This is a genomic window from Duncaniella sp. C9 (assembly GCF_004803935.1).
Classification (GTDB): Bacteria; Bacteroidota; Bacteroidia; order Bacteroidales; family Muribaculaceae; genus Duncaniella; species Duncaniella muris.
In genome coordinates, this window is sequence record NZ_CP039547.1 from 131,258 (window position 1) to 146,771 (window position 15,514).

The 15,514-nt window shown below is 52.0% G+C and carries 6 protein-coding genes; 5 read left to right on the forward strand and 1 reads right to left on the reverse strand.

Annotation, left to right across the window (positions count from 1 at the left end; genetic code table 11):
* Positions 1–300: 300 nt before the first annotated feature.
* The 5 genes from E7745_RS00595 (at position 301) to E7745_RS00615 (ending at position 13,811) form a co-directional block, all read left to right on the forward strand.
* On the forward strand, positions 301–4,344 hold the full coding sequence (locus tag E7745_RS00595; RefSeq protein WP_168181937.1) for a hybrid sensor histidine kinase/response regulator transcription factor: 4,044 nt from the start codon (positions 301–303) through the stop codon (positions 4,342–4,344).
* A gap of 196 nt (positions 4,345–4,540) precedes the next feature.
* Entirely contained in the window at positions 4,541–7,417 is a 2,877-nt protein-coding gene (locus tag E7745_RS00600; RefSeq protein ID WP_123398264.1) for a TIM-barrel domain-containing protein, read from the forward strand.
* Positions 7,418–7,460: 43 nt separating this feature from the next.
* The gene (locus tag E7745_RS00605; RefSeq protein WP_123398265.1) at positions 7,461–9,986 is read left to right on the forward strand and encodes a glycoside hydrolase family 2 TIM barrel-domain containing protein; all 2,526 of its coding nucleotides are present in this window, start codon (positions 7,461–7,463) and stop codon (positions 9,984–9,986) included.
* Between the two features lie 7 nt (positions 9,987–9,993).
* Positions 9,994–12,207 (forward strand): glycoside hydrolase family 3 C-terminal domain-containing protein, encoded by a 2,214-nt coding sequence (locus tag E7745_RS00610; protein WP_168181939.1) that lies wholly within the window; start codon positions 9,994–9,996, stop codon positions 12,205–12,207.
* A 290-nt stretch (positions 12,208–12,497) separates the two neighbouring features.
* On the forward strand, positions 12,498–13,811 hold the full coding sequence (locus E7745_RS00615; RefSeq protein ID WP_107031654.1) for a mechanosensitive ion channel domain-containing protein: 1,314 nt from the start codon (positions 12,498–12,500) through the stop codon (positions 13,809–13,811).
* Positions 13,812–13,918: 107 nt separating this feature from the next.
* Here E7745_RS00615 and E7745_RS00620 read toward each other — a convergent pair whose 3' ends face one another.
* Entirely contained in the window at positions 13,919–15,400 is a 1,482-nt protein-coding gene (locus tag E7745_RS00620; protein WP_136408079.1) for an AMP-binding protein, read from the reverse strand.
* Positions 15,401–15,514 lie beyond the last annotated feature (114 nt).

Consider the following 15,514-nt stretch of genomic DNA (forward strand, 5'->3'; position numbering starts at 1 on the left):
TTTGTTTTTAAGGTAAGAAGATAGTGCGATAGTCTAATAAAAGTAAGCAAATGTAAAGATTGCTTTCGTAATCACCAATTTTTTACCCTCATTATATGGGATAAAAACTGTTCTATCCGGGAGTTATTTGTTAACTTTATTAGCTTAAAATGTTTTAATCGATAATTTTCACGACTAACATTCAACACTTTACATCATTGACGCAAATGTTACTCCACCACCCGCAATCGCAGTGGATTTGGATATTTCATGAAAATCATTTTACTTTGTGAATGTAAATACTCCTTAAATGTTAACGCCATGCGTTTACCCTTACTCATAAGCCTGACTCTTTGTTTCCTTTTCGGCTCCGCCCAGGAGTTCATGCTGAAACATCTTGACACATCCAACGGTCTTGCAAACAACAAAATAAATGCCTTTCACCGTGACTCAGACGGCTTTCTATGGGTCGGGACATCTTCAGGGCTCTGCCGTTACAACGGCTATGGCTTCAAGATCTACCTTCCTGCCGTCGAAGACTCCGTCATGATTTCCTATGACGAAGACATCACCGACATACAGGAAGACAGAAAAGGACGTCTGTGGGTCCGCTCCGGGAAAACATATCTCATCTATGATCCGGTTTCAGACTGCCTGTCGACCGACCTCTCGCCTATTTTTGAGGAATACAATATGCAGTCTGCACCTTCACAGATCCATTTCGACAGCGGCAAAAATGCATGGATTCACATCAACAATGAAGGACTCTACCGGATCAAATCCGGATCAGGCAAAGCCGAGCTGCTGAAAGACAAAAGCTTTGCCGGAGACGAGATCACAGACATTGTCTCCATCCCTGACGAAGTCATGACCATCGACAACCACGGCGTCATAAAATTCATCTCCCCTCAATCAATGCTTGTAACCCGCACCGACTCTCTCATAGCGGTGAACACCGACCCAAGCACTACTTTTGTCTACACCATCGTGCCTGACAACGATGGCCTGGCCTGGATCTTCAGCAATGAAAAATTGTGGCTCTACGACACCCGCAGCCACACCTGGGCCAATCACCTTCTCCCCGATGACAGAAATCAAAAAGTTGTCAAGACGTTTATGCACGACAGCTCCGGAATCCGCTGGATAGCACGCGACCATAACGGCCTCGAAAAAGTGGTGCGCGAAAACGACCGCTTCCGCTTCATTCCGGTAACCACATCGGTAAGCTCAGGCATACGCAACACCGTCACCGCTCTTTATGACGACAACGCCGGATCACTATGGATCGGAACATATAAAAAAGGTATATATTATCACAATGAAAGCGCAAACAAATTCAAACTGATACCATTCCCTGATGTCAACTGCCTGTATCCATCGCTGATCGACGGCTCGGTATGGATCGGCACCGATGCCGCTGGTATTATAAAATGGAATCCGCAGACCAACAGCCGCACCCCGATCCCCTACCTTACTGACAACGGCTCGCACCCGGCAATCACCACCATGCTCGAACTGCCCGACGGCACACTCTATTTCGGATCCTTTGCACGCGGCCTGCGCCGATGCCGCAACGGAAAAATAGAGACTCTGAGCACAGGAACAACCCTTGACAACGCCTACACCTGGGCGCTGGCCAAAGCCCCTGACGGCAAAATCTGGATCGGAACCCTCGGTCACGGACTCTACAGATTCGATCCGAAATCGCTCGAAGTGAAATCATACAACATGTCCAATTCCGATCTGTTTTCGGACTATATCCTTGATATCGCGCGCGATGGCGAAGGAGAGAGGCGCATCTACATCGCCACCTCCTCAGGTGTCGCCGTATTCGACCCCATAAAAGAAAAATTCTCCAGCATCCCCCTCCTTGACGGACTTAAGATCAACGACCTGCTCCACGACACCCGCGATCTGCTATGGGTAGCCTCAACCCGCGGACTGCACATCTATGACCCTCATAGAGAACGGATAATCCCGCTAAAAACTTCTCCAGACAAGGCCACTCCGGATTTCATTCTCGGCCTGCAGATCGACAACAACGGAAACGTCTGGGCCAGCGAAGGCGGCAATCTCGTAAAATTCAATGTCAGATACAATGACAAAACCGGAGAATTCTCATACACCACACACCGCTATGACTCAGCTGACGGCCTGCAGAACTGCGACTTCAACCAGCGCTCCTTCGGCCGTCTCCCTTCGGGACAGATATTCATAGGCAGCCTTTACGGTCTCAATGAATTCAACCCTGACAGCATCCGTCACAACCGCGCACTTCCAAACGTAATGTTCTCAGACATCAGTGTCGGATCAAAAACCATCAGAGTCGGAGAGAATGTCAAAGGTCATGTATTGCTGAAATCATCGCCGAATCATGGCGGCACACTTGAACTCTGGCCTGACAACTCATCATTTTCAGTCACATTTGCGACTGACAACTACATATTCCCCGAAAAAACCACCTATCAGCACAAGCTTGAAGGCCTTGATGACGAATGGATGACCACACCACCCGGAGTCCACATGGCAAGCTACACCAATCTGGCTCCCGGCACCTACCGGCTGCTTGTAAAAGCCGTCAACAATGACGGTTACGAAAGTGTAAGCGCCGCAGAACTGACCATCATAATGCACCCGCCATTCTGGCTGTCGGTATGGGCCAAACTACTGTATGCCCTTATACTGTGCCTGCTTGTCTACGCATTTATACGCCACATCAAACTGCGCGAACGCCGCCGCTTCAACGAGAAGCGTAAAGAAGACGCTCTCGTCAAGCAAGAGGAAATCAACCAGCTGAAATTCAAGTTCTACACAAACGTCAGCCACGAACTCCGCACTCCGCTGACACTGATAGTCTCCCCTCTCGAAAGCATGATCAAGGAAGCAACAGACGAAAAACAGCTCAAACGTCTGACCCTCATGCGTAACAACGCCATGCGTCTGCTCCTGCTTGTAAACCAGCTTCTTGATTTCAGGAAAAATGAAGTCACAGGCCTGTCGCTACAGCTGTCTGAGGGCGAAATCGTAGGCTTTGTGCGCGGAGTCTGCCATTCTTTCGCCAACCTCTCCGAACGTAAAAACATACGCCTCACATTCACCTCCTCCACTCCCGAACTGAATGCCATGTTTGATGAAGACAAACTCTATAAATCAATCATGAACCTCCTGTCCAACGCATTCAAATTTACCCCGGAAGGAGGAGAGGTAAAAACCGAACTGTCAACCACCCCGACTTCAGTCATCATCAAAGTCTCAGACACAGGCATAGGCATCAGCGACAGCGACAAGCCTCATGTGTTCGACCGTTTCTTCCAGGCTGACAATGCCAAAAACGACAGTTCAATGACCGGAAACGGCATCGGACTAAGCATGGTAAACGAGTATATCAAGCTCCACAACGGCACCATCGAGATCTCTGACAATCCGGGAGGAGGAACAATATTCACAATCAGCATTCCACTCATAAAGCAGACCCCGCTCGCTGAAACAACCCCGCCTGTCAGCGAAACCGTCTCTCTCCCTGACACCGAAATCCTTGAGGCACAGACAGAACAGCCATCTGTTGAAAAACAAGATGATCCGGCAGCATCTGACAAACCGACAGCCTTAGTGGTCGATGACAGCCACGACATGATCGAATTCCTGCGCGATGGCCTCGGCCATGACTTCCACGTCATGACAGCACCTGACGGAGCCACCGCACTCCGGCTACTCGAATCAATCAGACCGGCAATCGTACTGACTGACCTTATGATGCCCGGAATCGACGGCCTCGAACTCTGCCGCAAGCTCAAGTCCAACCAGGATCTAGCCTCAACACCGGTCATCATCCTGACAGCCAAACACGACATCGGCGCCAAAGTCGAAGGTCTGACCACCGGAGCCGACGATTACATAACCAAGCCCTTCAACATCGATCTGCTACTGCTGAAGATGAAAAAACTCATCTCGCTCTCCCATCGCGGAAACGGGCGCTCGCTCATCAACCCCGAACCTGACACCATCAAAATCACACCTCTTGATGAAAAAATGGTGGAAAAAGCCATCAAATATGTCGTGACAAACATCAAACGACCCGATCTGTCGGTTGAAGAACTCAGCAGCCACCTCGGCATGAGCCGCGTGCACCTATATAAAAAGCTAAAGGCCACTACCGGCAAGACTCCGGTTGAATTCATCCGCCTGATCCGCCTGAAACGAGGGGCACAGATGCTGCGCGAGAGCCAGTTGAACGTCTCGGAAATTGCCTTCCAGCTCGGCTATAACAATCCAAAATACTTCAGCAAATATTTCAAGGAAGAATTTGGCGTTCTGCCTTCTGTTTATCAGGATAAAGAGGGCAAAGCAACAAATTATCACGTATAAGTTAACATTTTCACCCCGTCCAAAATCATTCCGACCACAGAGGGTCAACATAGATTTCGGTTTATACCGATTGTTATTTATAATTTTGCATAGTCACGGATCGGAGAACCGGACCTCCATCTGCGGCTATGCTTATTTATTTATTCATTCATTACTCCATCTTCTTCCCTTAAAACTGAAAATATCTAATTCATACATGAAATCAAGAACTATAACCGCTTCATTATTAACGGCCATGCTGTTCGCCTCGTGCGCGGCCGGCAGATATGAAAAATCAGAGCGTGGGATCACAGTCAACATCGCTGCCGAGACAGAAAATTCAGTCCGCAAGGTAAGGCTGCAGGTGATTGACGACAAGATCATCCGCGTATCGGCAACTCCCGACAAAAAATTCTCATCAGACACAAGCCTTGTGGTCATTCCTCCCAGGGCCAATGTAGAATACACCATCGCGGAAACAGACTCGACCGTATCGCTTTCAACCTCTCAGTTGACCGCTACAGTATCTTTTTCAACCGGCGATGTCAAATTCTATAACAAAGACGGCCGCCTGATCGTTGCCGAAGCCGACGGCGGGCGTGAATTCTCCCCAATCGAAGTCGAAGGCACCAAAGGCTACACCGTACGCCAGGTATTCGAATCTCTTGACAAGGAAGAAGGCATCTACGGCCTCGGACAACACCAGAGCGACGAGTTCAACTATAAAGGTAAAAACGAAGAACTTTTCCAGTATAATACCAAAGTCTCAGTGCCATTCATTGTCTCCACTGACAACTACGGCATTCTCTGGGATAGCTATTCGCTCTGCCGCTTCGGAAATCCGGAACCATACAAACAACTCGGCCAGGTTTTCAAACTCTACGATAAAGACGGCAAGGAAGGCGCTCTGACAGGAACCTATGTACCCGCCAAAGCCGAAGAATCGACCATCGTGCAGCGCGAAGACTCAATCTACTTCGAACACCTCATCCGCAAAGAACTCAAACATGTAGTGAATCTGCCTCAGGATTTCAACTATCAGGGCTCTCACGTGACCTATGAAGGAGAAATCGAGCCCTCAGAAAGCGGTGAATTCAAATTCATCCTCTACTATTCAGGCTACATGTCAGTATTCATTGACGGCAAAGAAGTTGTCCCCGAACGCTGGCGCACCGCCTGGAACCCCAACTCCTACAAATTCTCCGTCAACCTCGAAGCCGGCAAACGTGTTCCCGTAAAAATCCAGTGGGAACCCAACGGCGCCGTAGCCTATTGCGGCCTCAGAGTCTACTCTCCCGTTGATGACAAAGAACAGATGCAGATGAGCTGGTGGGGCGAAATGCAAAGCCAGATAGACTACTACTTCATCTATGGCGAAGACATGGACGATGTGATCCACGGCTACCGCACCCTCACAGGCAAAGCTCCCATGATGGCCAAATGGGTCATGGGCTACTGGCAAAGCCGCGAGAAATACAACACATCAGATGAAGTGCTCTCGACTTTCGCGGAATTTCGCCGCCGCGGCATTCCCATCGACAACATAGTTATCGACTGGCTCCACTGGAAGCAGGATTCATGGGGTAGCCACGAATTCGATCCCGAACGCTTCCCCGATCCCAAAGGCATGGTCGACTCGATCCACAACATGAACGGACGTGTGATGATCTCCGTATGGCCAAAATTCTATGTAACTACCGAACACTACAAGGAATTCGACAAAAACGGATGGATGTATCAGCTCCCAGTCAAAGACAGCATCCGCGACTGGGTAGGTCCCGGCTATCTCAGCTCATTCTATGATGCCTACAGCCCCGATGCCCGCAAACTCTTCTGGAAGCAGATCGAAGACCACTATGTGCCTGTCGGAATGGATGCCTGGTGGATGGACGCATCCGAACCCAACATCCGAGACTGTACCGACCTTCAGTATCGCAAGGACCTTATCACCCCGACCGCACTCGGCCCCTCTACAAAATACTTCAACGCTTACGGTCTGATGAACGCCGACGCCATCTATAACGGACAGCGTGGCATCAACGACAACCGCGTCTTCCTTCTCACCCGCTCCGGTTTCGCCGGACAGCAGCGCTATTCAACAGCAACCTGGAGCGGTGACATCGCCACCCGCTGGGAAGACATGAAAGCCCAGATCTCAGCAGGCCTTAACTTTGCCGCCTCCGGCATACCCTGGTGGAGCATGGACATCGGCGGATTCTGCGTTGAAGACCGCTTTGTGGCCGCCGCTGCCGAATTCGACAAAACCGGCCGTGAAACACCCGACATGAAAGAATGGCGTGAGCTCAACACCCGCTGGTATCAGTTCGGAGCATTCGCACCCATGTTCCGCGCCCACGGCCAGTGGCCCTACCGCGAAATCTTCAACATCGCTCCTGAAAACCATCCCGCCTACAAGTCTGTGGTCTACTACACCAACCTGCGTTACGACCTGATGCCCTACATCTATTCACTCGCAGCCAAGACCCATTTCGATGACTACACCATCATGCGCCCGATGGTAATGGACTTCACCGCCGACAAGGCAACCCGCAACATCGGCGACCAGTACATGTTCGGTCCCTCGCTGCTCGTAGCTCCCGTCTACACCTACGGCGCCACTTCGCGCGAAGTCTACTTCCCCGAAGGAGCTGACTGGTATGACTTCTACACCGGCAAGGAGATCAACGGCGGCCAGACTCTAAAAGTCGCAGCCCCCTACGAACGCATCCCCCTCTTTGTGCGCTCAGGCTCTATCATCCCCTTCGGTCCGGCCATGCAGTGGTCTGCTGAAAAACCGGCTGACATGATCAATCTCTACGTCTATGCCGGAGAAGACGGCAAATTCGTCCTTTATGAAGACGAAAACACCAACTACAACTACGAGAAGGGCCAGTATGCCATGATCCCATTCTCCTGGAACGACGAAACCTCAACCCTCACTATCGGCAAGCGCGCAGGCCAGTATCCCGGCATGCTCCGCAACCGCAAGTTCAACATCATCAAGGTGTCTGAGAAAACACCCGTCGGCTATGGCCGTGACAAGAAAGGTGTGGTTGTGGCCTACAACGGAGAGGCTAAAAATGTAAAACTTTAAAGTACCACTATAAGTGCTCTACAAGCCCAACACACAATAGATCATGTTATCTAAGGTAAATTTGATTGTATTGGCATGCCTCGCCCTCTTCGGCGGGGCGGCCATTTTTTCGGCTTCAGCAGCCGATCCACGGGCTGAAAGCTTCAACGATGGCTGGAAATTCAGTCTCGGCGATGCTCCTGAAATGGCATCGCCGGACTACGATGATTCCAACTGGCGGAATCTCTCGCTCCCGCACGACTGGGCCATCGAAGGCGACTTCAACATTGACAACCCGTCCGGAACCGGCGGTGGCGCTCTGCCCGGCGGCATCGGATGGTATCGCAAATCATTCACCATCTCTCCTGCTCAGCAAGGCAAAAAGACGTTCATCGACTTTGACGGAGCCTACATGAACTCCACCGTCTTCATCAACGGACATGAACTCGGCACACGTCCTTACGGCTACGCATCGTTCAGCTATGATCTCACCCCTTATCTCAAAACCGACGGCAAAAACGTGATAGCTGTGCGTGTCGACAACGCCGAACAGCCAAACTCGCGCTGGTATAGCGGTTGCGGCATCTACCGCAACGTCTGGCTCCGCTCGCTCAATGAAATACACATTCCGCTCTGGGGACAACAGATAAACGCCGACGTGACAGACAGTATCGCGGCGGTGACAATCCGCACCGACATTGTCAGCAATGCCCGGAAAACCAGAAATATCAGCATCTATACCGCTCTGATTGATGCCGCCGGAAAAATGATCGGCAAAACCGAGCCGCGGACTGTGCGTCTCAGCCGGAAAAACGCATCTGCGGAGGTCACAGCAAAACTCGATCTGAGAAACCCCCATCTCTGGTCAACAGAAGATCCATATCTCTACACCCTCGCCACTTTCATCTCCGATGCCAAGACCGGCGAACTGCTTGACACATATCTTCAGACCACCGGATTCAGATATTTCAGCTTCGATCCTAAAACAGGCTTCTCTCTCAACGGAAAAGCTATGAAGATCAATGGAGTCTGTATGCACCACGACCTCGGAGCACTCGGAGCGGCCGTCAATACCCGCGCCATAGAGCGCCAGTTCGAAATTCTTAAAGAGATGGGAGTCAACGCCTACAGAGCCTCACACAATCCTCCCGCCCCGGAAGTGCTTGATCTGTGCGACCGCATGGGTATCCTTGTCATGGACGAGACCTTTGACATGTGGCGCAAGAAAAAGACATCTCATGACTATGCGCGTTACTTCCCTGACTGGCATGAGAGAGATCTGACCGATCTTATAGTCCGCGACAGAAACCACCCGTCTGTCATAATCTACAGCATCGGAAACGAAGTGCTCGAACAGTGGAGTTCCGCCAAAGCCGACACCCTCACTCTCGAACAGGCCAACCTCATCCTCAACTTCGGCCACGGAAAAGAAAACCTCGCCAAAGAGGGTGAAAACCTCAGCGTCAACTCACTTCTCACAAAGAAACTTGCCGGAATGGTCAAGGATCTCGATCCGTCACGTCCGGTCACCGCCGGCTGCAACGAACCTGATCCCGGCAACCACCTGTTCCGCTCAGGTGCGCTTGACATCATCGGCTACAACTACCATGACAACTGGTTTGACTCCGTCCCCGGCTGGTTCCCTGACAAACCGTTCATCATCAGCGAAAGCGTCTCCGCACTGATGACTCGCGGCTACTACCGAATGCCCTCAGACAGTTTATACATCTGGCCCAAGCGGTGGGATATCGAATTCCGCGACAGCACATTCTCCTGTTCTTCATATGACAACTGCCACGCGCCCTGGGGCAATACCCATGAAGGCACACTCGGCCATGTGGACTCAAAAGACTTCATCGCCGGTCAGTTCATCTGGACCGGATTCGACTACCTCGGAGAGCCGACACCCTTCGGCTGGCCGGCCCGCAGTTCCTACTTCGGCATTGTAGACCTTGCCGGCATCCCGAAGGACATATATTATATGTATCAGTCGCAGTGGCGCCCCGACAAGACTGTGCTTCACCTCTTCCCTCACTGGAACTGGCAGCCGGGACAGGAAATTGACATGTGGGCCTACTACAACAATGCCGATGAAGTCGAACTCTTCATCAACGGTGAGTCGCAAGGCATCCGCAAACCCGAACCGGGGAAATATCACGCCTCATGGCGTGTCAGCTTCCAGCCCGGCTCAGTAAAGGCTGTCAGCCGCAAAGACGGCCGCACCGTGGCCACCCGTGAAATCCGTACCGCCGGTTCTCCTTACCGCATCCGCCTTACACCTGACCGGCAATCAATCAAAGCCGACGGCAAAGACCTCAGCTATGTCCTCGTGGAAATCCTCGACAAAGACGGCAACCTCTGCCCCTGGGCCGAAAACCAGGTGACATTCGACGTCAAAGGTGCCGGCTTCAATGCCGGAGTCGATAACGGCTCTCCCATCTCGCTCGAACACTTCAAGGACAACAAGCGCAAGGCCTTCTATGGCAAAGCCATGCTCATAGTGCAGAACAATGGCTCCGAAGGCCCGGTAAGCGTCACCGCCACATCACCTGATCTGAAACCTTTCACCACTACCATAAATTCATTCTGAAAAACAAATGATTCTGAGAAATTCACTGTTCACTCTCGCAGTAGCCGCCTCATTTGTCAATGCAGGGGCAGCTATTCCTGTCTATCAAGATGAAACCAGACCTCTGGACGAACGTGTGGAAGACGCTCTTTCACGCATGACTCTTCAGGAAAAAGCAAATATGATCCACGCCCAGGGCAAATTCTCCTCTGCCGGTGTGCCGCGCCTCGGCATACCAGACCTCTGGATGAGCGACGGCCCTCACGGTGTACGAGCCGAAATAAACTGGAACGACTGGGGCTACTCAAACCGCACCAACGACTCCATAACAGCCTTCCCGGCACTCACTGCCCTGGCCGCCACATGGAATCCAGATCTTTCATTCGCCTATGGCAACGCGCTCGGCGAAGAAGCCCTGTATCGCGAAAAAGACGTGATGCTCGGCCCCGGTGTCAACATCTACCGCACTCCGCTCAACGGCCGTAACTTTGAATACATGGGAGAAGACCCCTATCTCGCTTCCGTGCTCGTGGTCCCCTACATCAAAGGCATGCAGCAGAACGGCGTTGCGGCAAGCGTCAAGCACTTCGCCCTCAACAATCAGGAACTATGGCGCGGCCACATTGATGTCAACCTCTCAGACCGTGCACTCCACGAAATCTATCTTCCGGCGTTCAAAAGCGCCGTCATCGACGGTGACAGCTGGACCATCATGGGCTCCTACAACAAAATCCGCGGCCAGCACGCCTGCCACAACGAAATGCTCCTCAACAAGATTCTCAAAGACGACTGGGGCTACAAAGGTGTGGTTGTCACAGACTGGGGCGGCGCACATGACACCCGTGAAGCAGCTCTCTACGGTCTCGACCTTGAGATGGGATCCTACACAAACGGCCTGACTTCAGAGTCAGAGTTCACAACCGATGACTACTATCTTGCCAACCCCTACATCGAGATGCTCCAGAAAGGAGAATTGCCGATGGAGACAATCGATGACAAGGCGCGCCGTATGCTCCGCCTTAACTTCCTGACTGCCATGAAGCGTGACAAGCCCTTCGGCTCTGTAGCTACCGACGAGCACTATGCCGTAGCAGAGCAGATCGGCAACGAAGGCATCGTCCTGCTGAAAAACGCTCCTGTCGGCAAGAAAGGCCCGAAACTCCTCCCGCTCAACCCCGATGTGAAATCAATCCTTGTGGTAGGCGACAATGCCACCCGCGACCTCATGAAAGGCGGAGGCTCCAGCGAACTCAAAGTCAAAGACAACTTCACTCCGCTTGACGGCCTCCGTGCTATCTACGGCGATAAAGTCAGATATGCACAGGGCTATCGCGCAGGCCGCCCGATGTATGCTCATGTCGAAGACATTCCCCAGGCCGTGCAGGACTCTCTGCGTGCCCAGGCTGTAGCTATGGCCAAAGATGCAGATGTGGTCATATTTATCGGCGGACTCAACAAGAACCACCAGCAGGACTGCGAAGCCGGCGACCGCCAGGAATACGGTCTGCCATTCGGACAGCCTCAGCTCATAAAGGAACTCAGCGCCGCCAATCCCGACCTCGTGGTAGTGCTCCTCTCAGGCAACGCCGTTGAAATGCCGTGGGAAAAAGAAGTGCCCGCAATCATCCAGGGCTGGTATCTCGGCTCAATGGCCGGACGCTCACTCGCCAACGTCATCAGCGGCAAGGTAAGCCCCTCAGGCAAACTCCCATTCTCATTCCCTGCACGTCTTGAAGACAACGGCGCCCACAGCTTCGGAGCCATCGCCTATCCCGGCGACTCTATCCGCGAGGAATACCTTGAAGACATCCTTGTAGGCTACCGCTGGCACGACACCAAGAAAATCCCCGCCTTCTACCCCTTCGGCCACGGTCTGAGCTACACTGATTTCAAATACGGCAAAGCATCGGCTTCAGCAAAGACAATCAGCGGAGACCAAAGCCTGACCATAACAATACCAGTCAGCAACACCGGCTCTGTTGAAGGCAAAGAAGTGGTCCAGCTCTACATCGGCGATGAATCAGCCTCTGTGCTCCGTCCGCTCAAGGAACTCAAAGGATTCGAAAAGATTTCTCTGAAACCGGGCGAAGAAAAAGCCGTCACCTTCACCGTCAAACCCGATGATCTGAAATTCTACGACGACAAAACCGGAAGCTGGCGCGCCGAACCCGGCAAATTCAAAGCCTATATCGGATCTTCGTCTGCTGACATCCGTGCAACAGTTCCCTTCGAACTGAAATGACCTCAGCAAAGTCAGCCATTACGCAATCACTCTTGGAAAATAGATTTAATCTAATGCTTCCTGCACCGCCGCAGGGTTAAACACTCAAGAGCTTTCCCGACACAGTTTTCAGACCGCAATCCACACCGGCGGCATCTGAAAACTGTGTCTATTTTTTGCGCCTAAACCTTGACTGCGTGAATAGCGTTTAAAACATATAGATAAGAGGTTGTTTAAAAATAAACTCTAAATATCCGGGAGGCTCTGTGAATCACAGGCCTTTCATTCACGTCAATCAACTGTTCAACAAAATGTTAGCTCTTATACCCTCAAACCAGGTGGCCGGATGGCTGCTCATCCATATCCACAGGCTGCTGGATCTCATCGGTCTGGAAAAAGACAAAACCGCTGAAGAAGTGATCTACATCATCATCGTGGCCGGAATAGCCATCTGTCTCGGCTGGATCATACGTACTCTGATACTCCTTGCCGTAAGAAAATTCGTAATGCTGCGTCACAACACACTCGGCAAGGAACTCGTGCAGCACAAAGTGCTGATACACTGCAGCCACATAATCCCTCCGCTGGTAATGCTCCCGCTGCTGCCATTCGCATTTACCGAAGACTCGCTGCTGCGCACCGTCGTGTTCAGAATTCTGCTTGTCTACACCACCATTGTGGTCTGCCGGGCCATCTGCTCGGTAACATCTTTCGTCTGGCTGCGTTTCGATGAAACCCGCAACAGCAAAAACCTGCCCATCAAAGGCATCCTCGACACCATTATCGGCATCCTATGGTTCATAGCCCTGATAATCAGTGTGGCCATAATTGTCAACAAATCGCCGGCCAACCTCCTCACTGGCCTCGGAGCTTTCGCGGCGGTACTGATGCTTGTGTTCAAAGACAGCATTCTCGGACTCGTGGCCGGACTGCAACTCTCGCAGAACGACATGCTGCGTGTAGGCGACTGGATCGTAGTGCCGTCCACAATCGCCAACGGCATTGTGACAGACGTCTCTCTGACCGCCGTCAAAGTGCAGAATTTCGACAACACCATTGTGACCCTCCCGCCCTACACACTCATATCTACCTCCTTCCAGAACTGGCGCGGAATGGCTGACAGCGGCTGCCGGCGCATAGCCCGCTCTGTGATCATCGACTCCGACACCATCACGGCCACTACACCTGAAATGGTCGATGCCATCTCGGCCAGATACCCTATCATCAAAGCCTACATCAGCCACCTCCGTGACCTCGGCCATCCCGACTACAATCCGGGCATAGCCGTTGTCAACGGCACCGACTCTACAAACCTCGGACTTTTCCGGGCCTATCTGTGCCAGTGGCTGCTCAACAACCCCGCAATTGTCAGCGACCAGCAGATACTCGTCCGCGTGATGGACCCTACAGGCGAAGGCATCCCGCTTCAGATCTACTGCTTCACCGCCACCACCAAATGGACCGCCTATGAAGCCATACAGAGCGCCGTGATCGAACACGTTGCCGTCACAGCCCAGAACTTCGGACTGCGTCTATTCAACGATCCCTCAGGCACAGACGTCACAACCGTCAATCTCGTCCGTCAGCAGCAGTCAGCAGATCCGGCACCGGCATCACAGAAGTGATCCACAGCCCATGCCACAAACAACATCGGAAGCACCTCCGTCATGGAGGTGCTTCCGATGTTGTTTTGTCACAATCCGTCACTCTTCAGCGACGGCACTGCGGTCTGTCAGACAGCCTTGCCGTCTTTGAGCACAACCGGTAGAGCCTTGGGATTGACTGCTCCGGCCGCATCGGTAGGCAGAGCTTTAAGCAGCACGAAGAATTCCGGAATCATATATGACGGCAGATATTGTGCCATACGGTTTTTCACCCATGACAGGCGGAACGAACGGCTCTTCGGAACCACATAAGCCACAAGATAGGCCGCACCCTGCTCATCTACATAGTGGACCACCACGCAGTCATCCACTTCATCGCTCTTCTTCATGGCACGTTCCACCTCGCCGGTGACAACCCTCTTTCCGAGTATGTTGACCTCACTGTCCTTGTGGCGCAGATAAGCGTAATTTCCATCGGGAAGCTGACGGCCTATATCGCCGGTGCGAAACACTCGCCTGCCATCGCTGATCACGGCAAACGGTTGAAGATCGCCGCGATGGTCACCGGTATAATAGTCGGCCAGACCGTCACCTATGAGACAGATCTCACCTTCAGCCCCCGGAGCTACCTCCCGCAGGTCATCATCGAGAATCATCACATCTGTGCCGTTCATCGGCTTGCCGATAGGGAAAGATCCGTCAGGAAGCACACTGTCCGGTGTGCAACAACAGCAAGTGACACTCACTGTGGCCTCAGCCGGCCCATAGGTATTGTAGACCGTCACCTGTTCGAGCAGATGACTGACAGAGGCGGCGTGGAGCACATCGCCTCCGCTGATGAGCAGACGCACTGTCATCGGCAAAGCCTCCAGATTGTCAAGCTCCATCATCAGATAAGGGAATCCGCTGATGACGGTGACATACTGACTGTCTATAAACCTCACAAGAGCTTCAAGATTATTGCGTGTAGAGGCCGACGGTATGGCAAGAGCGGCACCGTTGAGGAGCGCACCGAACACCTCCTGAATAAAGATGTTCATGATGCAGGCCGAGAACTGTAGCAGAATATCGTCACCGCTTATATTATATGTGCGCCTGAAAGCCTCGGCGAAATGAATGACCTGACTGTTGCCCACGGCCACTCCGAGCGGAAAACCGTCAGGTGTGGAAGTGTACATTATATATGCCGGGCGGTTGGCCTGCGAACGGTCAGGCAGCGGGTGGAGCGCCGGATCAATGAAGATCTCGCTGGTAATGATCAGACGGGTGAAGTCTCTGACAAGCCCGGCATACTTTTCCTGCGTGATCACAAAGTCCACGCCGTTCTCAATGAGAAATGTGGTCAGACGTTCGGGCGGAAAATCCGGTTCGACAGCCACAAAAGCGGCGCCTGATTTTATGACGGCAAGGATGGACCCTATCATCTCCACACTGTGATCCATCACAATCCCGACTCGCGCCGGAATGAAAGAGGGAAAACGTGAAATCAGGCTGTCGACCAAACGGTCAAGACCTGCATAATTGACACAGGAGCGTTCGTCGATGACTGCAGGATGATCCGGGTCATTTTTGACGAGCTCTTTGAAGCGTGAGTAAATCGTCGATTCCATAATATTACATCCTTTTGTTATACATATAAAAAACTGTAACCACCTTATAATATGACGGTTGATACATGAATAACGGTCTGATCCCGCAATAAGTTTATGCCGGATCTGTTAAAA